At 71.5% G+C, this 20,185-nt stretch carries 19 protein-coding genes; 12 read left to right on the forward strand and 7 right to left on the reverse strand.

The genetic code is table 11. From position 1 onward, the window contains the following. Positions 1 to 8 precede the first annotated feature (8 nt). From hemL to ACF3M1_RS15540, 3 genes are read left to right on the forward strand one after another with little or no spacing between them, the layout of a single operon-like run. Positions 9 to 1,304, forward strand: a complete 1,296-nt coding sequence (gene hemL / locus ACF3M1_RS15530) for a glutamate-1-semialdehyde 2,1-aminomutase (RefSeq protein ID WP_394002151.1) — start codon at positions 9 to 11, stop codon at positions 1,302 to 1,304. Continuing rightward, positions 1,301 to 2,197 (forward strand): ion transporter, encoded by an 897-nt coding sequence (locus ACF3M1_RS15535; protein ID WP_394002153.1) that lies wholly within the window; start codon positions 1,301 to 1,303, stop codon positions 2,195 to 2,197. Before hemL ends, ACF3M1_RS15535 begins: the two co-directional genes overlap by 4 nt. Positions 2,198 to 2,223: 26 nt before the next feature. After that, positions 2,224 to 2,814: an HAD-IA family hydrolase gene (locus ACF3M1_RS15540; protein WP_394005297.1), complete on the forward strand. Its 591-nt coding sequence runs from the start codon at positions 2,224 to 2,226 to the stop codon at positions 2,812 to 2,814. On the opposite strand, the gene ACF3M1_RS15545 is transcribed toward ACF3M1_RS15540, so the two are convergent. Both ACF3M1_RS15545 and ACF3M1_RS15550 read right to left on the reverse strand, forming a co-directional pair. Next, positions 2,799 to 3,200 (reverse strand): HIT family protein, encoded by a 402-nt coding sequence (locus tag ACF3M1_RS15545; RefSeq protein WP_394002155.1) that lies wholly within the window; start codon positions 3,198 to 3,200, stop codon positions 2,799 to 2,801. The genes ACF3M1_RS15540 and ACF3M1_RS15545 overlap by 16 nt on opposite strands. A gap of 46 nt (positions 3,201 to 3,246) precedes the next feature. After that, on the reverse strand, positions 3,247 to 4,494 hold the full coding sequence (locus ACF3M1_RS15550; RefSeq protein WP_394002157.1) for an acetylornithine transaminase: 1,248 nt from the start codon (positions 4,492 to 4,494) through the stop codon (positions 3,247 to 3,249). Positions 4,495 to 4,643: 149 nt separating this feature from the next. Between ACF3M1_RS15550 and ACF3M1_RS15555 the strand changes: the two genes are divergently transcribed. The 3 genes from ACF3M1_RS15555 (at position 4,644) to rrtA (ending at position 7,293) form a co-directional block, all read left to right on the forward strand. Then, positions 4,644 to 5,768 (forward strand): trans-sulfuration enzyme family protein, encoded by a 1,125-nt coding sequence (locus ACF3M1_RS15555; RefSeq protein ID WP_394002159.1) that lies wholly within the window; start codon positions 4,644 to 4,646, stop codon positions 5,766 to 5,768. 119 nt (positions 5,769 to 5,887) lie between these two features. After that, complete coding sequence (rhlP, locus tag ACF3M1_RS15560; protein WP_394002161.1) at positions 5,888 to 6,766, forward strand: rhombotarget lipoprotein; 879 nt, start codon at positions 5,888 to 5,890, stop codon at positions 6,764 to 6,766. 17 nt (positions 6,767 to 6,783) lie between these two features. Continuing rightward, positions 6,784 to 7,293 carry a rhombosortase gene (gene rrtA, locus ACF3M1_RS15565; protein WP_394002163.1) on the forward strand — a complete coding sequence of 170 codons (510 nt, stop codon included), beginning with the start codon at positions 6,784 to 6,786 and terminating at the stop codon, positions 7,291 to 7,293. Between the two features lie 10 nt (positions 7,294 to 7,303). On the opposite strand, the gene ACF3M1_RS15570 is transcribed toward rrtA, so the two are convergent. Next, entirely contained in the window at positions 7,304 to 8,122 is an 819-nt protein-coding gene (locus ACF3M1_RS15570) for an SDR family oxidoreductase (RefSeq protein WP_394002165.1), read from the reverse strand. Positions 8,123 to 8,235: 113 nt separating this feature from the next. Between ACF3M1_RS15570 and ACF3M1_RS15575 the strand changes: the two genes are divergently transcribed. Further along, on the forward strand, positions 8,236 to 8,877 hold the full coding sequence (locus ACF3M1_RS15575) for a hypothetical protein (protein ID WP_394002167.1): 642 nt from the start codon (positions 8,236 to 8,238) through the stop codon (positions 8,875 to 8,877). A gap of 7 nt (positions 8,878 to 8,884) precedes the next feature. On the opposite strand, the gene ACF3M1_RS15580 is transcribed toward ACF3M1_RS15575, so the two are convergent. Beyond that, positions 8,885 to 9,484 carry a serine/threonine protein kinase gene (locus ACF3M1_RS15580; RefSeq protein ID WP_394005298.1) on the reverse strand — a complete coding sequence of 200 codons (600 nt, stop codon included), beginning with the start codon at positions 9,482 to 9,484 and terminating at the stop codon, positions 8,885 to 8,887. A gap of 178 nt (positions 9,485 to 9,662) precedes the next feature. On the opposite strand from ACF3M1_RS15580, the gene ACF3M1_RS15585 reads away from it, so the two are divergent. Next, positions 9,663 to 11,678 carry a bifunctional DedA family/phosphatase PAP2 family protein gene (locus ACF3M1_RS15585; protein ID WP_394002169.1) on the forward strand — a complete coding sequence of 672 codons (2,016 nt, stop codon included), beginning with the start codon at positions 9,663 to 9,665 and terminating at the stop codon, positions 11,676 to 11,678. Here ACF3M1_RS15585 and ACF3M1_RS15590 read toward each other — a convergent pair. The 3 genes from ACF3M1_RS15590 to ACF3M1_RS15600 form a co-directional block, all read right to left on the reverse strand. Next, complete coding sequence (locus ACF3M1_RS15590) at positions 11,652 to 12,239, reverse strand: LON peptidase substrate-binding domain-containing protein (protein ID WP_394002171.1); 588 nt, start codon at positions 12,237 to 12,239, stop codon at positions 11,652 to 11,654. The two genes, ACF3M1_RS15585 and ACF3M1_RS15590, sit on opposite strands and share 27 nt — an antisense overlap. A 28-nt stretch (positions 12,240 to 12,267) precedes the next feature. After that, entirely contained in the window at positions 12,268 to 13,617 is a 1,350-nt protein-coding gene (gene mpl, locus ACF3M1_RS15595; RefSeq protein WP_394005299.1) for a UDP-N-acetylmuramate:L-alanyl-gamma-D-glutamyl-meso-diaminopimelate ligase, read from the reverse strand. 237 nt (positions 13,618 to 13,854) lie between these two features. Next, positions 13,855 to 14,433, reverse strand: coding sequence for an adenylate kinase (locus tag ACF3M1_RS15600; protein WP_394002173.1), 579 nt, complete (start codon positions 14,431 to 14,433; stop codon positions 13,855 to 13,857). A 118-nt stretch (positions 14,434 to 14,551) separates the two neighbouring features. Here ACF3M1_RS15600 and ACF3M1_RS15605 point away from each other — a divergent pair, with 118 nt between their 5' ends. The 4 genes from ACF3M1_RS15605 to ACF3M1_RS15620 all read left to right on the forward strand — a co-directional run bounded on the left by ACF3M1_RS15605 (position 14,552) and on the right by ACF3M1_RS15620 (position 20,183). After that, the gene (locus ACF3M1_RS15605) at positions 14,552 to 15,802 is read left to right on the forward strand and encodes a 6-phosphofructokinase (protein ID WP_394002175.1); all 1,251 of its coding nucleotides are present in this window, start codon (positions 14,552 to 14,554) and stop codon (positions 15,800 to 15,802) included. A gap of 122 nt (positions 15,803 to 15,924) precedes the next feature. Further along, complete coding sequence (gene mutM / locus ACF3M1_RS15610; RefSeq protein ID WP_394002177.1) at positions 15,925 to 16,737, forward strand: bifunctional DNA-formamidopyrimidine glycosylase/DNA-(apurinic or apyrimidinic site) lyase; 813 nt, start codon at positions 15,925 to 15,927, stop codon at positions 16,735 to 16,737. A gap of 57 nt (positions 16,738 to 16,794) precedes the next feature. Beyond that, positions 16,795 to 17,358 (forward strand): ECF-type sigma factor, encoded by a 564-nt coding sequence (locus tag ACF3M1_RS15615; protein WP_394002178.1) that lies wholly within the window; start codon positions 16,795 to 16,797, stop codon positions 17,356 to 17,358. Positions 17,359 to 17,366: 8 nt separating this feature from the next. After that, positions 17,367 to 20,183, forward strand: coding sequence for a tetratricopeptide repeat protein (locus ACF3M1_RS15620; protein WP_394002180.1), 2,817 nt, complete (start codon positions 17,367 to 17,369; stop codon positions 20,181 to 20,183). The last annotated feature ends 2 nt before the right edge of the window (positions 20,184 to 20,185 follow it).

Here is a 20,185-nt window from a genome sequence, read left to right on the forward strand (position 1 = left end):
GAGTTCCGATGGACACCTCCCGCTCGCACGCCCTGTTCGAACGCGCCCGCCACCTGCTGCCAGGCGGCGTGAACTCGCCGGTGCGCGCGTTCAAATCGGTGGGCGGCGAGCCGTTCTTCGTCCAGCGCGCGGATGGCCCGTATCTGTTCGACGTCGACGGCAACCGCTACATCGACTACGTGGGCTCATGGGGCCCGATGATCGTCGGCCACAACCACGCCAGCGTGCGCCAGGCGGTGAAGCGGGCGATCGGTGGCGGTCTGTCCTTCGGCGCCCCGTGCGAGGCCGAAGTCACGATGGCCGAGCGGCTGACCACGTTGATCCCGTCGTGCGAGATGGTGCGCATGGTGAACTCCGGCACCGAGGCCACGCTGTCGGCGATCCGCCTCGCGCGCGGCGCGACCGGCCGCCCCTGCATCGTCAAGTTCGAAGGCTGCTATCACGGTCATGGCGATTCGTTCCTGGTCAAGGCCGGCAGCGGCGCACTGACGCTCGGCGTGCCGACCTCGCCCGGCGTGCCGAAAGCGCTCGCCGATCTGACGCTGACCCTGCCCTACAACGATTTCGACGCCGCGACCGCGCTGTTCGAGCAGGTGGGTGCCGACATCGCCGGGCTGATCATCGAACCCGTCGTGGGCAACGCCAACTGCCTGCCGCCGCGCGACGGCTACCTGCAGCACCTGCGCGATCTGTGCACCCGGCACGGCGCGCTGCTGATCTTCGACGAAGTGATGACCGGTTTCCGCGTTGCACTCGGCGGCGCGCAGGCGCGCTACGGGGTGACGCCCGACCTGAGCACGTTCGGCAAGATCATCGGCGGCGGCATGCCGGTCGGTGCCTACGGCGGACGCCGCGACCTGATGGAACAGATCGCACCGGCCGGGCCGATCTATCAGGCCGGCACGCTGAGCGGCAATCCGGTGGCGATGGCCGCGGGCCTGGCGATGCTCGATCTGGTATCGGCACCGGGCTTCCACGACGCGCTCGAAGGCGCTTCGAATGCACTGTGCGACGGCCTCGAGGCCGCCGCGCGCGAGGCCGGCGTGGCGTTCACCACGACGCGTGTCGGCGGCATGTTCGGCCTGTTCTTCACCGACCAGGCGTATGTGGACACCTATGCCCAGGCCGTGGCCTGCGACACGGCCGCGTTCAACCGCTTCTTCCACGCGATGCTCGACCGCGGCGTGTATCTCGCGCCGTCGGCCTTCGAGGCCGGCTTCATGTCCGCCGCGCACGACGCGGACGTGATCGACGCGACGCTCGAGGCTGCACGCGGTGCCTTCGCCGAGCTGGCGGCTGCATGAGCACGCCCGCGCCCGAGACGGAACGCGACGAGCGCGCCAATCCGTTCGAGCGCGATCTGCTGCCTGCAAGGCCCGATGGACTGCGTAACCGGATGTACCGGTTGCTGTTCCATCATGAGACGCCCGCGGAGCGCAATTTCGACATTGCGCTGATCGTCACCATTCTGGTCAGCGTGATCGTGGTGTTGCTCGACAGCGAACCGGCGGTGAAGGACCGCTGGCACTCCGCGCTGCTCGCTGCGGAGTGGGCGTTCACCATCGTGTTCACGATCGAATACGGGCTGCGCCTGTGGGCGGTGCGCCGCCCGCTGCGCTATGCGACGAGCTTCTTCGGGGTCATCGACCTGCTGGCGATCCTGCCGAGCTATCTGTCGCTGCTGTTCGCCGGCAGCCAGTACCTGTTGGTGATCCGTGTGCTGCGGCTGCTGCGCGTGTTCCGGGTGCTCAAGCTGGTGCAGTACTCCAGCGAGGCGAGCGTGCTGATCACCGCGATGGCGCGCAGCCGGCGCAAGATCTCGGTATTCGTCTGCGCGCTGATCACCATCGTCGTGATCTTCGGCGCGCTGATGTACGTGGTCGAAGGCCCCGAGCACGGCTTCACCAGCATCCCGACCGGCATGTACTGGGCGGTGGTGACGATGGGCACCGTCGGCTTCGGCGACATCTCGCCCGGCACGCCGTTCGGCCGCTTCGTGACCTCGATCCTGATCCTGATCGGCTACAGCATCATCGCGGTGCCCACGGGCATCTACACCGCCGAGCTCGCCAGCACACTGCGCCCGAAACGGCGCCACGTCCGCTGCAGCGAATGCGGACTGCAGGATCACGAGCAGGAAGCCTGGCACTGCCGCCGCTGCGGTCACGGGCTTCCGCAGGACGAGCCGGCGGGGTGAGGACGCCGCCGCCGATACGGCTGGTGCTGATCGACTTCGACGGCGTGCTGGTGCGTTATTCGCATCATGCGCGTCTCGCCTATCTGGCCCGCGTCGCCGACTGCACGCCGGCCCACGCATCTCGGGTGCTGCTCGCGTCCGGACTGGAACGCGCCTACGACAGCGGCGCCATCGATCGCGCGACCTATCTTCAACGCCTCGGTGACGGCCTCGGCCGCACGATCGAAGCCGACACGTGGATCGAGGCGCGTATCGCCGCGACGACCGCGGAGCCCGCCATGCTGGATCTCGTCGCAGCGGTGGCCGAGCAGGTCGAGATCGGCGTGCTGACCAACAACGGCGCGCTGGTGCTCGACGCGATGCCGCGGATCGTCGCGCCACTGCTTCCCAGGCTCCACGGCCGCGTGCTGTGCAGCGGCGCGCTGGGCGCGAGAAAGCCCGACCGCGCGATCTTCGAACTCGCACTCACGCATTTCGACGTGCGCGCGCAGGAAACGCTGTTCGTCGACGATCTGTTCGTCCATGTGCAGGGTGCCCGCGCCGCCGGCCTGCATGCCGACACGGTGGTCGACGCGCGGTCGATGCGTAAAGTCCTGCGGCGCTACGGGCTGAGCTGACCGGCATCGAACGCGGCGCGCAGCGTCGTCGCCAGCCCATCGAGTACGGCGCGGGTCGCCGGCGTGGGCAGCGCGACGGGATAGATCCGCAGCAGGCCATCACCCCTCATCCGCGGTTGCACGTGCAGATGCACATGCGGCACCTCCTGCCCGCCCGCCTCGCGGTTGGATTGCCACAGGTTGAGGCCGTCGGGTGCGAAGACCGCATCGGCCGCGCGTGCGATGCGGACGGCGACCCGCATCAGCTGGGCGGCGGTGTCTTCATCGAGGTCGAACAGGGTGTCGACGTGCTGGCGCGGCACCACGAGCACGTGCCCGGGCACCGCCTGGCGCAGGCCCATGAAGGCGACCACCTGGTCGTCCTCATGGACGAGGCTCGCGGGCATTTGGCCCGCAAGGATCGCGCAGAACGCGCAGCCGTCCGCGGCGGACTCAGCCGGCGGCGACGACATCGGCGATCGCCGCGCGCAGCCGCGTCAGACCGTCGGCGATGTCGGCGTCGGTGATGTTCAGCGCCGGCACGAACCGCAGCACGTCGGGGCCGGCCTGCAGCATCAGCAGGCCGTGGCGCGCGGCGTGGTCGAGGATCGTCGCGGCCTTGCCGGCATGCTCGGGGCGCAGCACGGCGCCGAGCATCAGGCCGCGGCCGCGGACTTCGGAGAACAGGCCGAACTCGGCATCGAGCGCGGCAAGGCCGTCGCGCAGCGCGCGTGACTGACGTTCGACGTTGGCGGCGATGTCCTTCGATGCCAGCTTGCGCAGTGCGACGCGCGCGACCGCGGCGGCGAGCGGATTGCCACCGAAGGTGGTGCCGTGATCGCCGAACTGCATGGCCTCGGCCACTTTCGGGCCGGCCAGCAGGGCGCCGATCGGAAAGCCGCCGCCGAGCGCCTTGGCCAGCGTGACGATGTCGGGCACGACGCCATCCTGGGGATGCGCGAACAGCGTGCCCGTGCGGCCCATGCCGCACTGGATCTCGTCGAGCACCAGCAGCGCGTCATGGCGATCGCACAGCGCGCGCACCGCGGCCAGATAGCCGTCGGCAGCGGGCATGACGCCGCCCTCGCCCTGCACGGGCTCGAGCATGACGGCGGCGACATCGCCATTGGCCATCGCGGCGTCGAGCTGGGCGATGTCGTTGAAATCGACGTAGCGGAAGCCGCCGGGCAGCGGCTCGTAGCCGGCCTGGTATTTCGGCTGCGCGGTCGCGGTCACCGCGGCCAGCGTGCGGCCGTGGAAGCTGCCGCGCGCGGTCACGATGACGCGGCGATCCGGGCTGCGGCCTTGCGCGGTCGCCCACTTGCGCACCAGCTTGATCGCCGCCTCGTTGGCCTCGGCGCCGGAGTTGCACAGGAAGGTGCGCGTGGCGAAACCGCTGGCGGCGACCAGTTCGGCGGCCAGGCGCAGCGGCGGTTCGCTGAAGAACACGTTGCTGGTGTGCCACAGCTTGCCGGCCTGTTCGACCAGTGCCGCCACGAGATCGGGATCGTTATGGCCGAGCCCGCAGACGGCGATGCCCGCCGACAGGTCGACGTATTCGCGGCCTTCGCTGTCCCAGACGCGCGCGCCGTCGCCGCGCTCGAGCACCAGCTCGCGTGGGCGATAGACCGGCAGCACGTGACGCTGGGCGAGGGCGATTAGATCGGCGGCAGTGCCGGGCGGCGGCGGGGAAGCGGTCATGGGCGTGGGGGGTTCCATCGGAAAGCGCAGGCGGTCGCCGGCGCGGCCATTATCGGGCCGCCCGTGCGACACCGCCAACGGCAACGCCCGCGCGGCGAACCCGCGCCCCTAGAATCGGCGCTCCCCCCGCATCACGCCCGGAGCACAGCATGCCCCGCATTGAGACCCTCGCCGCCCGCGCCGGCAGCCGGCCCGACCCCACCAGTGGCGCGCTGTCGGTGCCGCTGCAGCTGGCCACGACCTTCGAGCACACGCCCGACGGCCAGCTGCCGCAGGGCTGGCTGTACCAGCGCTACGACAATCCCACCCAGCACGAAACCGAACAGGCGCTGGCCGCGCTCGACGGCGCCGCGCGGGCGTTGCTGTTTCCCACCGGCATGGCCGCCGGCGCGACCGCGCTGCAGGCCCTGCCGGCGGGCAGCCATGTCGTGCTGTGCGACGACAGCTACTTCTCGTTCCGGGCGCTGGCCGCGCAGCAGTTTCCGCGCTGGGGGCTGACCTGGAGCCTGGCCGATTTCAGCGATCCCGACGCGGTACGCGCCGCGCTGCGACCCGAGACCCGCCTGCTGTGGGCCGAGACACCGTCCAACCCGCTGCTCAAGGTCTGCGACATCGCCGCGCTCGCCGACGTGGCGCACGCCGCCGGCGCGCAGCTGCTGGTCGATGGCACCTTCGCCCCGCCGGTGCTGCAGCAGCCGCTGGCGCTGGGCGCGGACATCGTCCTGCACTCGGCGACCAAATACCTCGGCGGCCATGGCGACGTGATGGGCGGCGTGCTGGCGTTCCGCGAGGACGGCGCGCACGCGGCTGACTGCCACGGCCTGCGCCTGCTGGCCGGCGCCACCGCGTCGCCATTCGCGGCCTGGATGATCCTGCGCGGCGTGCGCACCCTGCCGGCGCGGATGGCCTGGCACTGCGCCAACGCTAAGCAACTCGCCTTGGCCCTGCATGCGCATCCGCGTGTCGCGCGCGTGCATTACCCGGGCCTGCCGGATCATCCGCAGCACGCCGTGGCCGCGGCGCAGATGCGCGACTTCGGCGGCATGTTGTCGTTCGAAGTGGACGGCGGCGAAACGGCGGCCCTTGCCGTGGCCGGTCGCCTGCGCTTGTTCACCAATGCGACCTCACTGGGCTCGACCGAATCGCTGGTCGAGCACCGTGCATCGATCGAAGGCCCGGCGTCGACGACCCCGCGTGGGCTGCTGCGCTTGTCGGTCGGGCTGGAACATGCGCAGGACCTGCTCGACGATCTGGCACAGGCGCTCGACGCCTGATCCAGACGGACGCGGCGGACAGCGTCATGCGGCATGCCCCGGTGCCGGGGCCTGGCAGGGCCGGCTATAGTCCCGCCGGTCGTCGCTGGATGACCCCGGACACAAGGACCCGCATGGACATGCATCAAATCGTTTCCGCCGCGCGCCGCTGCGCACGCGTCGCCGCCCTCGCCCTCACGCTCGTCGCCCTGGCGGGCTGCGCCTCGTTCTTCGACGGCCCGACCCACCGCTCCGGCGTCTCCAGCAGCGTGGTGGACTATCTGTATCCGCCGGGCACCCAGTTCGAGCCCGCGCAGGAAGGGGTGCCCGAGGTCCGGTTGCCGGCCCGCGTGGGCCTGATGTTCGTGCCGTCGACGCGCGAGCCGGCCGGCCTGACCGCCGCGGATCGCCAGCAGTTGCTGGTGAAGGTGCGCGACACGTTCAAGGCCCAGCCCTTCATCGAGCGCATCGAGATCATTCCCGACACCTACCTGCGCAGCCGCGGTGGCTTCGACAACCTCGAGCAGATCGCACGGCTGCAGGGCCTGGACATCGTGGCGCTGGTGTCCTACGACCAGGTCGCCGATACCGGCGACACCGCGGCATCGTTCCTGTACTGGACGATCATCGGCGCGTACACCGTGCCGGCCACGCGCAACCAGGTCAGCACCTTCGTCGAGACGACGGTCTTCCATGTCGCCTCGCGCACCCTGCTGCTGCGCGCGCCCGGCCAGGACCAGCGCGATGCGGGTTCGACCGCGATCCGCGTCGGCGACACCCGCGAGCGCCTGGGCCGCCAGGGGTTCCAGGCGGCGATGGACGACATGAGCACGAACCTCGACGTGGCGATCGCCGATTTCAGCACGCGCGTCCGCGAGGAAGGCCAGGTGAAGCTGGTCGACCGCCGTTCGGGCGGCAGCTGGCGTGGCCGCGGTGGCGGCGGCAGCCTCGGGCTGTGGGAACTGGGCGCGCTGCTCGGCGCGCTCGCGCTGCTGCTCACGGCGCGACGCCGGGGCTGATCGCCCGGCCTGACACCGTGTCGCCGTCCGTGCTGCAGGCGCGCGCATTCGACGCCCTGGTGCTGGACCGCGACGCGGTGCTCGGCGGGGAGCTGTGGCGGCTGTGGAGCGGCCACTGGGTGCATCTGGATCCGCGCCATGCCGCGATCAATCTGGTCGCGCTGGTGCTGATGGCGCTGATCGCGGCGCGCATGCGGCTGTTGCGCCCGCTGCTGGTCACGTCGCTGTTGATGCTGCCGTTGATCGCGGCCGGGCTGCTGCTCGCCGTGCCTGATCTGCAGTGGTACGCCGGCTTGTCGGGGCTGCTGCACGGCTGGGCAGCGTGGCTTCTGCTGCGTCGTGGCGGCCGCATCGCGCTTATCGGCACCGTACTGTTGGCCGGCAAGCTCATCGCGGAACAGTGGACGCCGGTCGCAGGCGTGGCCGCGTTTCCGGTGATCCATGCCGCGCATGTGACCGGCGCAATCGTCGGCGCTGCGTTGGCGGTGCCCGGCGCGCTTCGCCAGCGCCGCTTGTGGCCGCGCTGAAACGCAACGCTCAGTCGAGGAACAGGTCCGGCAACAGCGGCTGCGACGGATCGATCGCATAGGCATCGAGATCGGTGATGCCGGCCTCGGCCAGCACCTCGTCGTCGATCAGGAAGCGGCCGTGGAAACCCGCGGCCTCGCGTACCAGCACCGCGTGCGCGGCGTCGCCCATGATCGTCGGGTTGCGGCCGTTGCCGCGCTCGACGCCGGGAATCATGTTCAGCGCGTCGGTGCCGATCAGCGTGCGCGGCCACAGCGCGTTGACGGCGACGCCCTGCGGCCCGAACTCGGCGGCAAGCCCCAGCGTGACGAAGCTCATGCCCATCTTCGCGAGCGTGTAGCCGGTATGCGGCGCCCACCACTTGGGATCCAGCGACGGCGGCGGACACAGGGTGAGGATGTGCGGGTTCGACGCCTTCAACAGATGCGGCATACAGGCCTGCGCGCACAGGAAGCTGCCACGGGAATTGACCTGCTGCATCAGGTCGAAGCGTTTCATCGGCGTATCCAGCGTGCCGCGCAGCCAGATCGCGCTGGCGTTGTTGACCAGGATGTCGATGCCGCCGAAGGCTTCAACGGTTGCGGCAACCGCGGCGCGCACCTGGTCGTCCTCGCGGATGTCGCACTTGAGCGCCAGCGCGCGGCCGCCTGCGGCCTCCACGGCGCGCGCGGCGCTGTGAATCGTGCCGGGCAGCTTGGGATTGGCGACTTCCGACTTCGCGGCGATCGCGACGTTGGCACCATCGCGCGCGGCGCGTTCGGCGATCGCCAGGCCGATGCCACGCGAGGCACCGGTGATGAAGAGGGTCTTGCCGGCCAGTGTCGACATGCGGCGCTCCTGTGCGGACGGAGCGGCATTATGCGGCGCGTTTCAGGGCGCCGGCAGCGAACGTTCAGTGGACTGCGGAATACTGGGCGCTCTCACCCGCGGAACCGCCCTCGATGCCTCGTCCGGTCCTCATGCTGTTGCTGCTGTCCGCACTGACCGCCTGCCAGGCGCCACCGGCCGTGGTGCCCGAAGCGAGTGGCACCTTCACCACGACGGTTCCCCTCGACGCCGACGCGGTGTGGACCGGCACGCTGGAGGAATGCGGCAGTGGCGCGACGCCGGTCGAGGCCTGCCTGCGCGAGACGATGCAGGCGAGCGGCGCGAGCCCGGCCGCGCTGGCGGCCACGGCGCAGCTCGCCGAGCGTGGCGAGGCCGGCCATGTCGCGGCGTGGCAGTCGATCGAGGGCGTTGGCGTGGCGACGACCGAATTCCCGTTCCGCGCCAACACCAATCAGGGCACCTGGCTGGTCGATGCGGCCGGACGCATCATCGATGTCGATGCCGACCCGCTGGCCGGCGCGGAGCCGGCCCACGCCGACGTCGTCGCGTTCCGCGAGGCGCACCCCGACGCCTTCCCTGTGGCGCCCGCGCGCGCTGACGGGCAGGAGGCACTCGACGGCGGCGGCGTGCGCCTGGTGTTCGTCACACCGATGCGCACCTGCCATGCCTGCGCGGACGATGGGACCTTGCGCGTGGGCTACGACTTCGACGACGCGCGCCGCTTCACCGGCCGCCGCGTGCTCGCCCTGCGCTGAGCCGCGCTCAGGGCTTCGGGCCCTGGCCCTCGTTGTCTTCCCACTTGAGGATCTTCCGCGTCACCACGCGGTAGACCGGCTTGCCGGTGCGGAACCACAGATCGCGCACCCACGAGGTGCGCTTGAGCACGCGCATCTCGACCGGGGTCAGACTCGCCCGGCAATACATGCGCTTGTGCTTGAGCAGATGGCGCAGGTCCTCGCGCGCGAGCAGGCGCATCCAGCGCGCGCGCGGATCGCCGCGCACCGCGAGCTGGAAATCGATGATCGCCGGCCGGCCATCGTCGAGCACCAGCCAGTTGGCCTCCTTGGCCAGATCGTTGTGCGCGACACCGCGCCGGTGCAGGGCCTGCAGCAGACGACGGGCCCGGCGGAAATAGATCAGATCGCCATGCGGTGGCCGCTGGTACATCGCCGCACCCGACATGTAGCTGCGATCGAGCCGGCGGCCGTCCCAGCCCAGCAGTTGCGGCACATCGCGCAGGCCGGCCACGGCCTCGAGCCCGCGCGCTTCGCGCCGCGCCAGCCACCACGCGGGCAGCCGCAGCCACAGCGGGACGTGGCGCAGGTCGCGACGCACGAAGCGCTCGCCGTCGGCGCCGCGCATCAACGCGATGCGGCCGAAGCTGTCGGCCTTCAGCGCTTCGAGTTCTGTGGCGCCGTCGGCGCGCGGATCGGATCGGGACATCGGCCGCATTGTACGGACCCGATGCGCGGTTAACGCGAGCCCCACGCGGTGCCGATGCGGGTGCAGGCGCGGCGGGACGCGCTGCCATAATGGCGTGATGCTCAGCGACTTCTTCAACAGCCTGGTCACATGGGTCGGCAATCACCCCGTCGCTGCGGGCCTCGTGATCTTCCTGATCGCGTTCTGCGATGCGGTGATCGTGCTGGGCGTGCTGATCCCCGCATTGCCGCTGCTGTTCGCGATCGGCGTGCTGATCGGCCTGGGCGAGATTTCAGGCCCGTACGCCGTCGCCTGCGCGTCGCTGGGCGCAATGGCCGGCGATGGCCTCAGCTACTGGGTCGGCCGCCGCTGGGGCCACGGCCTGCGCGGCGTGTGGCCGTTCCGCCGCTACCCGTCGCTGCTCGAGCGCGGCGAGCTGCTGTTCCGGCGCAATGCGGTCAAGAGCATTCTGGTGGCGCGGTATGTCGGCGCGATCCGTCCGTTCGTGCCGGCGATCGCCGGCATGGCCCACATGCCGCTGCGCCAGTACCTGCCGGTCAGCGCGGCGGCCTGCGTCTCATGGGGCGCGCTGTTCCTGGCGCCGGGCTGGCTGCTGGGCGCGTCCTACGACGCGGTGGCTGCCGTCGCCGACCGGCTGGCGATCGTGCTCGGCGCGCTGGCGGTGGTACTGGCGCTGGCCTGGGCGATCGTCATCTACACCTACCGCTGGTTCGACGCGCACGCCAACAGCCTGCTGGCGCGCCTGCTGGCGTGGAGCAGCGCGCATCCGCGGCTGGGCCGGTACGCGGTCGCGCTGGTTGATCCACGCCGCCCCGAATCGGCGTCGCTGGCGATCCTCGCGGTCTGCCTGCTGGCGATCGGCTGGGCCTGCTTCGCGCTGCTGGCGACGGTGATCATGCGCGGCGAGCCGCTGCTGATCGACCAGACCGTGTTCCAGTTCATGTACGAACTGCGCAATCCGCTCGCCGACCGGATGATGGCGGCGCTGGCGTCGATCGGCGACGTGCAGGTGCTCGCGCCGGCGGTGGCACTGACCCTGGTGTGGCTGCTGTGGCGGCGGCGCTGGCTCGGCGCCGCGCACTGGCTGGCGGCGATCGCGTTCGGCATGGCGCTGACCGCATTGCTCGGCGCGGTCATCGACATGCCCAAGCCGCCCACGGTGCACGGCGGGTTCGGGTTCCCGGCGGTCGAGATCACCCTGTGCACGATCGTGTTCGGCTTCTTCGCCGTGCTGATTGCGCGCGAGCTGCCGGGGCGCTCACGGGTGTGGCCCTATCTGGTCTCCGGCGTGATCGTCGCCGTGCTGGGCTTCGCGCGCCTGTATCTGGGCGCCCACTGGCTCAGCGACATCGTCGGCGGGATGCTGCTGGGCATCGTCTGGCTGCTGGTGCTGGGGCTCGCCTACCGGCGCCACGTCGAGCGCTCGTTCTGGATGCGCCCGGTGGCGCTGATCTTCTACATCACGTTCGCGGCCGCCGCGCTGTGGCACGCACCGCGTGCGGTGGACCCGCTGCTGGAGAAGTTCGCGCCGCGGCCGCCGGCGGTGACGATCGACGCGGCCGCCTGGTGGGACGGTGAGTGGACCCGTCTGCCCGGTCAGCTGCGCGAGCGCGATCCCGCGCATCGCTGGCCACTCGACCTGCAGATCGCCGGCCCGCTGGCACCGCTGCAGGCGCGGCTGGAGAGCCAGGGCTGGCGCGTCCAGTCGCAGGCGAACTGGATGCACGTGCTCAACCTGCTGGATGACGATGTCGATGATGCCGGTCACTTCGTGCTGCCCGCGACACTGGACACCGTGGCCGAGACCCTGCTGATGCGCCGCGATGCAGGCGATGGGCAACTGGACGTGCTGCGCCTGTGGCAGGCGCCCGTGCAACTGGAATCGGGCGAGCCGCTGTGGGTGGGCACCAGCCAGTCGATGCGCTACACGCGGCACTTCGGCGTGTTCGGCTTGTGGCAGCCGCAGCCCGATGCCCAGGTCGTGCATCAGGGCCTGCGCGAGGTGCTGGACAGTTTCGGGCCGGCCGAGGCCGTGCATCCGCAGTCGGGCGTGCCGACGCTGCGGCTGCGCACGACCGCGCCGCCGTCACTCGTCGTCGACCAGCCGCAGTAGGGTTTCCAGGCGTTCGTCCGGATCGTCGAGCTGCAGCAGGTGCTGGCGCTGCGGCTGCTCGAGCGGCAGCAGCTCCGCCAGCCGCCAGCCGACCCAGGCCGCATCGTCGAAATGCGGCTCGGGAAACACCTGGTCGGCGCCGTCGATCTGCTCGAGGATCTTGCGCAGCACGATGCCCAGCAGCGCATGTTCGGGCTGCAGGTCGACCACCGGATCGGCGGCGCGCCAGGCCACGTCGGCCATGATCAGGCCGTTGTCGCGGACCCGCGTGCGTCGTACCTGGAAGCGCCGCGCGCCGCGCACCCGCAGCGTCAGCAGGCCGTCGCCGCCGATGTCGAAGTCCTCGATCACGGCCTCGGTGCCGAACCCGGCGGGCGTTGCTGCCGCGCCGACCTCGTTACCGTCCAGGATCAGGCAGATGCCGAAGCCCGTGCCCCGGCGCCCGCACTCGCGCACGAGGTCGAGATAGCGCGGCTCGAACACCCGCAGGCCGAGCGCGGCCCCGGGCACCAGCACGGTGCGCAGCGGAAAGAGCGGCAGATGGTCGATGTCGTCGGACACGTGATCAGTGTACGCAGGCAGCCTGCGATCAGATGCCCAGACGCGCCAGGAACCGGCGCGGTGCGCCGTCGAAGCCACCGTTGGACATGAAGACCACATGGTCGCCCTCGGCCGACAGTGCCCCGAGTGTGTCGAGCAGCGCGTCGACGTCGGCCACCGCATGGGCGTCGCCGCGCACGGCGTCGACCACACGGCCCGCGTCCCAGGCCAGTTCCGGCCGTTGCAGGAACACCACCGCGTCGGCGAGGTCCAGCGACGGCGCCAGCGCCTCGGCATGCGCGCCGAGCCGCATCGAATTGCTGCGCGGCTCCATCGCCACGACGATCCGCGCCGTGCCGACCTTCGCGCGCAGGCCGGCCAGCGTGGTCGCGATCGCGGTCGGGTGGTGGGCGAAATCGTCGTAGACGGTGACGCCGCGGCCATGCCCGATCACCTCGAGCCGGCGCTTGACGCTGCGGAAGCGGGCGAGCGCGGGCAGCACGTCGGCCGCGTCGACACCGACCGCCGCACAGGCGGCGATCGCGGCCAGCGCATTGAGCACGTTGTGGTCGCCGACCAGCGGCCACTCGACGACGCCGACGTCGACGCCGCGATGGCGCACGCGGAACGCGCTGCCGTCGGCGGCGATGCGCTCGGCGCTCCAGTCGAAGCCGGGGTCGAAACCGAAGCGCTCGACCGGGGTCCAGCAGCCCATCGCCAGCACCGCTTCGAGATGCGCGTCGTGGCCGTTGACGATCAACCGGCCGCGCCCGGGCACGGTGCGCACCAGATGGTGGAACTGGCGCTCGATCGCGGCGATGTCGGGAAAGATGTCGGCGTGGTCGAACTCGAGGTTGTTGAGCACCGCGACCGTCGGCCGGTAATGGACGAACTTGCTGCGCTTGTCGAAGAACGCGGTGTCGTATTCGTCGGCTTCGACGACGAACGGGCTTCGGGCTTCCGGATCCGGGAGTCGGCCAGCGCCCCCCAGTCGCGCCGAAACGCCGAAATCCTCGGCGACGCCGCCGATCAGGAAGCCCGGCGCGCGGCCGGCGGCCTCGAGCAGGAACGCGAGGATCGTCGTCGTCGTGGTCTTGCCGTGCGTGCCGGCGACCGCCAGCACCTCGCGGCCGGGCAGCACGTGGTCGCGCAGCCATTCGGCGCCCGACGTGTAGGCGCGGCCGGCGTCGAGCACGGCTTCCACCGCGGCGTTGCCGCGTGACAGCGCGTTGCCGATCACCACCTGGTCGACGTCGTCGCCGATGCGGGCCGGGTCGTAGCCGCTGTGCAGGGTGATGCCGAGCTGCTCGAGCTGGGTCGACATCGGCGGATACACGGCCTGGTCGCTGCCCTCGACCTCGTGGCCGAGTTCGCGCGCCAGCGCCGCGACACCGCCCATGAACGTGCCGGCGATCCCGAGAATGTGGAGTTTCACGATGCGGAGTTCCAGGCGGTTCGGTGGACCACGTGACGGTCGCGCATCCGCGCGATGGTCCGGACAGGCAGGATGTTTACGCGCCGGGCGGCCCGTCATCGAGGCCGTGAAGCCAGCACGCGGACGTCCGTGGAGGCACCGCCGCGCGGCTGTCGATCACGCATTCCCCGTCGGACGGCGTGTGCGGTCCGGCGGTGACGCTCAGGCCGCCGCCTGGTCCCGGCCGATCGCCGCGACGATCCGCGCGAACACCTCGTCCAGCGAACCGACACCGTCGACGACGGTCAGCTGGTCGTGGTCGCGGTAGAACGCGATCACCGGCGCGGTCTGCTGGTCGTAGACGTTGAGGCGGTGACGCACGGATTCCGGGCTGTCGTCGGCACGGCCCTCGGCCTGGGCGCGGCCGGCCAGGCGCGCGATGATCTGCTCGTTGTCGACTTCCAGCTGCACGGCGGCGTCGAACTGCACGCCCAGCTTCTTCAGCAGCGCGTCGAGCGCGGCCGCCTGGCTGAGGTTGCGCGGATAGCCGTCGAGGATGAAGCCGGCGCGGGTGTCCTCGCGCGAGAAGCGGTCTTCCAGCATGCCCAGCAGGATGTCGTCCGAGACCAGGTCGCCGCGCGCCATGATCGCCTTGGCTTCCAGTCCCAGCGGGGTGCCGGCGGCCACTTCGGCGCGCAGCAGATCGCCGGTGGAGATGTGCGGCACCTGCAGGTGTTCCTTGAGGCGTGCCGCCTGCGTGCCCTTGCCCGAACCGGGCGCACCGAGAAGAACCAGACGCATCGAACGCTCCTGCTTGTGTGGGAAACCGCCCGACCGTGCCGGCGTAGACTGCCGGCAGGGCGGCGAACGGCCGCGCCAGCTTACCGTATCCCGCCTCGCCCCATCGACGGAGACCCCGATGCCCGCCCTGCTTTATGCCCAGTCCGGCGGCGTGACCGCCGTGATCAACGCCACCGCATCCGCCGTTCTGCAGGAGGCGCGCAGCCGCCGGGTCAAGGTGCTCGCCGCGCGCAACGGCGTGCTCGGCGCGCTGCGCGAGGACCTGGTCGACGCGTCGAAGATCCCGCTGGCGACGGTGCGCGCACTCGCGCACACACCCGGCGGCGCGTTCGGCTCCTGCCGCTACAAGCTCAAGTCGATCGAGGCCGACCGCGCGAAGTACGAACGCCTGATCGAGGTGCTGCGCGCGCACGACGTGCGCTGGTTCCTCTACAACGGCGGCAACGATTCGGCCGACACCGCGCTCAAGGTCTCGCAGCTGGCGGCCGAGTTCGACTACCCGCTGACCTGCATCGGCGTGCCGAAGACGATCGACAACGATCTCGCGGTGACCGACTGCTGCCCGGGCTTCGGCTCGGCGGCGAAATACACCGCGGTCTCGGTGCGCGAGGCGGCACTCGACGTTGCCGCGATGGCCGATACCTCGACCAAGGTGTTCGTCTACGAGGCCATGGGCCGGCATGCCGGCTGGCTGGCCGCGGCGGCGGGACTGGCCGGGCAGGGCCCCGACGACGCGCCGCAGATCATCCTGTTCCCCGAACGCGCGTATGACGAGGCCGCATTCCTGGCGCAGGTGAAGCGGGTGGTCGAGCGTGTGGGCTGGTGCGTGGTCGTCGCCAGCGAAGGCATCCGCGACGCCGACGGACGCTTCGTCGCCGATGCCGGCGGCGGCACGGATTCATTCGGCCACACCCAGCTCGGCGGCGTCGCCTCGCACCTGGCCGGCCGGGTCAAGGACGCGCTCGGCTACAAGGTCCACTGGACGCTGCCCGACTACCTGCAGCGCTCGGCCCGGCACCTCGCGTCGAAGACCGATGTCGAGCAGGCGATGGCGGTCGGCCGTGCTGCGGTGCGCTTCGCACTCGACGGCCGCAACGCGACGATGCCCGTGATCGCGCGCACCTCGGATGCGCCCTACCGCTGGACGATCGAGGCGGCGCCGCTGGAGAAGGTGGCCAACCACGAGAAGACCATGCCGGCCGGCTTCATCCGCCGCGACGGCACTGGCATCACCGCGGCCGCGCGGCGTTATCTGGAACCGCTGATCCGCGGCGAGGCGCCCCCGCCCTACGGGCGCGACGGCCTGCCGAAGTACGTGACCCTCGACGCGCCGGCCGTGCCGAAACGACTGCCGGCGTGGACCGGCTGAGCGGCCGGGGCCCGGCGCCACGCGTGCGCCGTGCGCCGTGACCGCGCTGTTCAGCGCCCCGCATTGAACCCACTGCGCGCGCCCCGATAACCGGAGGCGCTCCCCCGCCTGCACCGCGCCCGATGCCCGAACTGCCCGAAGTCGAAACCACCCGCGCCGGCTTGGCCCCGCACCTGGTCGGGCGCACGATCGCCGCGGTCACGCTGCGGCGCCCGGACCTGCGCTGGCCGATTCCACCCGAAGTGGCCGCGCACCTGCCCGGCCAGCGCATCGACGCGATCCGCCGGCGCGCGAAGTACCTGCTGCTCGACACCGAGGCCGGCAGCGCGCTGTTGCATCTGGGCATGTCGGGCAGCCTGCGCGTGCTGGCGCCGGACGTGCCGGTGCGCACGCACGATCACGTCGACATCGCGCTCGACTCGGGCCAGGTGCTGCGCTTCAACGATCCGCGCCGCTTCGGCTGCCTGCTGTGGCAGCCCGTGGGCACCGTGCATCCGCTGCTGGGCGCCTTGGGCCCCGAGCCGCTGGACGCGGACTTCGACGGCGCGTACCTGTTCGCCGCCAGCCGCGGCCGTCGCGCGCCGGTCAAGGCGTTCCTGATGGACCAGCGCATCGTCGTCGGCGTCGGCAACATCTATGCGGCCGAGGCGCTGCACGCCGCGGGCATCTCGCCACTGCGCGAGGCGGGCCGGATCTCGCGCGAGCGCTACGTGCGCCTGGCCGCGGAGATCCGCCGGATCCTGGCCTATGCGATCGGCCGCGGCGGCACCACGCTGCGCGATTTCATCAGCCCCGACGGCGCACCGGGCTACTTCGAGCAGGAGCTGTCGGCCTACGGCCGCGGCGGCCTGCCGTGCCCGGGCTGCGGCACGCCGCTGCGGCAGGCCCTGATCGCCCAGCGCACCACGGTCTGGTGCCCGCGCTGCCAGCGCTGAGGCGGTCCGTCGCGGCGCCCCGGCCCGCGCTATAGTCGGCCCCGGAAGGGGGACGCCATGCACACGGGCACCGACATCACCCTTTGGCTGGATGCCGCACGCGGCGGCGATCGCGATGCGCTCGATCGCGTGCTCACCACGCTCTACCATGAGCTGCACCAGATGGCGCGGCGGCAACTGGCCGGCCGCCACGGCATGACGCTCGACGCCACCGCCCTGGTGCACGAGGCCTACCTCAAGCTGGCCGCCCGCCCGGACGCGCGCTTCAACGACCGCGGGCACTTCTTCGCTTATGCCGCCTCGGCGATGCGCAGCGTGGTCGTCGACTACGCCCGCCAGCGCCTCGCGCAGAAGCGCGGCGGCGACCTGCACCGGGTGACCGAACTGCCCGAGAACGTCGACAGCGGCCTGCGCCTGGACGAGGACACGCTGGCCCTGGACGCGGCGCTGACCCGGCTGGAAGCGGTGGACACGCGGCTGGCCCATGTAGTCGAGCTGCGCTACTTCGCGGGGCTGTCGGAGCTCGAGATCGCCGCGCTGCTGGACCGCTCGGAGCGCAGCATCCGGCGCGACTGGCAGAAGGCGCGGATGTATCTGCTGGCCTCGCTGCAGGCCGACTGACGCCCGCCATGGACGCGGCCCGCTGGCAACGGCTGTCTCCCGAGCTCGACCGTCTGCTCGACCTCGATCCGCGTGCGCGGGCCGCGCATCTGGGCCAACTGCGTACGAACGATCCCCAGCTCGCCGACGAACTGGAGGGGCTGCTGGCACTGGAGGCCGACGCCGGCGAGTTCCTCCACGATTCGCCGGTCGCCCTGCTCACCGGCCCGCGCGCCGGCGCCGCGATCGGCCCCTGGGCGCTCGACCGCCTGCTCGGCGAAGGCGGCATGGGCCAGGTCTGGCTGGCCTGGCGCGCGGACGGGCTCTACGAGCGCCGCGTCGCGCTGAAGCTGCTGCGTCCCGGCCTCGCCGATCCCGGCCTGCGGCTGCGCTTCACCCGCGAGCGCCAGATCCTCGCGCGCCTCGAACACCCGAACATCGCGCACCTGCTCGACGCGGGCATCGACAGCGCGCAGCAGCCCTATCTCGCGCTGGACTACGTCGACGGCGCCCCGATCACCGAGTGGTGCCAGCAGCGCCAGCTGCTGGTGCCGCGGCGCATCCGCCTGTTCCTGCAGGTCTGCGCCGCGGTCAGTCATGCCCATGCCAGCCTGATCGTGCACCTGGATCTGAAGCCCTCGAACATCCTGGTCACCGCCGACGGCAACGTGCGCCTGCTGGATTTCGGCATCGCCAAGCTGCTCGACCCGCAGGACCATGCGCCCGAGCAGACGCGCAGTGGCATGCGCGCGTTCACCCTGCACTACGCCGCGCCGGAACAGGTGCGCGGCGACGCCGTCACCACGATGACCGACATCTACGCGCTCGGCGTCGTGCTCCACGAACTGCTGTCGGGACGCAAGCCCTACCGGCCCACCCGCGAGACCGCCGCGTCCTGGGAGCAGGCGATCCTCGACGCCGACCCGCTGCGCCCGTCGCTGGCGCTGCAGCGCGACGGCACCGGACTCGAACCGGGGCAGCGCCGGCGCATGGTCCGCGCGATCGCCGGCGACCTCGACAACATCGTGCTGCGCGCCCTGGCCAAGCGTCCGGAAGACCGCTACCCCTCGGTCGAGGCCCTGGCCCAGGACCTGCGCCGCTGGCTGGACGACAAGCCGGTCCAGGCCCGCCCGCAGCCGGTCGGCTACCGACTGCGCAAGTACATCACCCGGCACCGCTGGGGTCTGGCGGGCACCGCGGCGGTGGTCGGCATGCTGGCCGGCGCACTGGGTGCGGTGAGCTGGCAGGCCGGGCAGGCGATCGACGAGTCGACCCGCGCCCAGGCGATGCAGGACTTCGTCATCGGCCTGTTCGAGCACACCGGCGCCAGCCCGGGCAGCGAGTCGATGGACGTGCGCGCGTTGCTGGACGCCGGCGTGCAGCGCGGTGATGCCGAACTCGCGCGCCAGCCGCTCGCGCGCGCCGAGCTCTACGGGGTGATCGCGCGGCTGCGTCTGGGACTCGGCGACTACGAGCAGGCGCTCGCACTGCTGCAACGCCAGGACGCGCTGCTCGCGTCGCTGCCCGAAGCGCCGGTGAGCCTGCGCCTGCAGTCGGCCGGCGACCACGCCCGCGCGCTTCGCATGCTCGGCCGCCAGCCGGCCTGCATCGCACAGGCCGAGGGCCAGCGCGCGCTCGCGCGCCAGCGTGAAACCGCGCTGCCGCGCCAGGCGGCGGAGCTGTATACCCAGCTCGGCCGCTGTTATCGCGACCAGGGCGACTTCGTCGCGGCGCGGCGCCTGTTCGATGACGCGCTGGCGCTGCGCCGCAGTGGTCGCGGCGACGATGCCGGCACGGTCGAAAGCCTGGCCGACCTGGCCTCGCTGCACAGCGCCGCCGGTGACACGCCACGCGCGCTGACGGCGGTCGATGCCGCCCTCGCGCGTCTCGACGAACGCCTCGGCGCACGGCACCCGCTCGCCATCGACCTGCTGCGCGCACGCTGCGCGCTGCTGCGTGCGCAGGGCCGCACGCGCGAGGCCGAGGACAGCTGCACCGCGGGGCTGACGCTGGCGCTGGATGTCTACGGCGCGGGACATCCGTCGACGCTCGACGCGCGCCGCCAGCTCGCGGCGCTGCATGTCGACCAGGGCCGCTTCGCCGAGGCGGAGACCGAATTCCGCGACGCGCTGCAGCGCACCGTCACTCGCCTCGGCCCCATGCACGCCGACGTCGCCCGCATCCACAACAGCCTCGGCATCGTGGCCTGGGAACGGGGCGACGCGCCGACGGCGCTGGCGGAACTCGCGCGCAGCGTCGAGATCTGGCGCGCGTCGAGCCCGGCCGGCCTGCTCGCCGACGGCCTGTTCAACCATGCGTTGGTGCTGCATGCCTTCGGCCGCGACGACGAGGCGCTGCCGCGCATCCGCGAAGCACTGGCCCTGCGCCGGACCCGGTTCGGCCCGCGACACGGCACCGTCGGCGATGCGCTGCGCCTGCTGGGCGAGATCGAGGCGGCCTCGGGCCAGATGGACGCCGCGCGCAGGCATCTGGGCGAGGCGATGGCGATCACGCGGGCCAGCTACGGCGAGGACCACCCCGCGACACAGCGCGCGGCGCTGGCCCTGGCACGTGTCGAGGCCCATCAGGGCGATGCGGACGCGCTGGCCCGGCTGGACGCGATGGCGCGGGCCGCTGCCCCCGATACCGAGACACGCAAGCTCGCCTGGCTGGCGCGGGCCCATGCCGCGGCCCTGCGCTGCACGAACGGCGGGCGCACGGACGCGCGCGCCGAGTTCGCCGCGCTCGACCGCCAGCTGCGCGAGGCCCGGCCCGAGGGCGGGGCGCTGGTGCGCGAAGTGATGGCGGCCGGGCAGGCCTGCGTGCCGACGCTGGCCCGACGCTGAGG

Source organism: Luteimonas sp. WGS1318, assembly GCF_043187535.1.
Classification (GTDB): Bacteria; Pseudomonadota; Gammaproteobacteria; order Xanthomonadales; family Xanthomonadaceae; genus Luteimonas.